The following is a 470-nucleotide window of genomic DNA, read 5'->3' as shown; positions in this document are numbered from 1 at the left end:
GCCGAAGCCGGAGCCGTCGGCGCCGCGCTGGACATTGAAGCCATGCACGCGCGTGCCGCCATAATGCGCGCCGGACCAGCGCGGCCGGTCGTCGGCGACATGGCAGTCGGCGCAGCGCGGATGCGAGAACACCGCATAGACCTTGTCCCATTCGGGCAAGCCCTTGGCCGTGTCGACTGCTGCTGGGGCTGGCTGCTGGGACTCCTGCGCGGTTGCAAAAGGCGCCGCCAGCAAGATGATGGCAGCAGGCGTCAGCATGATGAGAAGCTTCCTCATGCGAAGGTCACCTCTTTCGACAGCGGCAACCTACGGATGCGCTTGCCGGTCAGCGCGAAGATGGCATTGGCGAGCGCCGGAGCGGCCGGCGGCGTGCCGACCTCGCCGACGCCGCCCATCTTGTGGAAATTCTCTAGCACCGCCACCTCGAACACCGGGGTCTGGAAGATGCGCATGGCGTCGAAATCGTGGAA

The 470-nt window shown here is 66.2% G+C and carries 1 protein-coding gene and 1 pseudogene; both read right to left on the bottom strand.

Annotated elements, in window-relative coordinates:
- A pseudogene (locus EN862_RS34850) lies at nt 1–276 on the bottom strand (hypothetical protein); the annotation flags it as partial.
- The coding region (locus EN862_RS34845) for a hypothetical protein (RefSeq protein ID WP_135913282.1) at nt 273–470 on the bottom strand (198 nt) is incomplete at its 5' end. The pseudogene EN862_RS34850 and the gene EN862_RS34845, both read right to left, overlap by 4 nt.

Origin of the sequence: Mesorhizobium sp. M2E.F.Ca.ET.219.01.1.1, assembly GCF_004016445.2 — a bacterium.
Classification (GTDB): domain Bacteria; phylum Pseudomonadota; class Alphaproteobacteria; order Rhizobiales; family Rhizobiaceae; genus Mesorhizobium.
The sequence above is the reverse complement of the archived record's forward strand: the minus strand, read 5'-3'. Positions and strand labels throughout refer to the sequence as shown.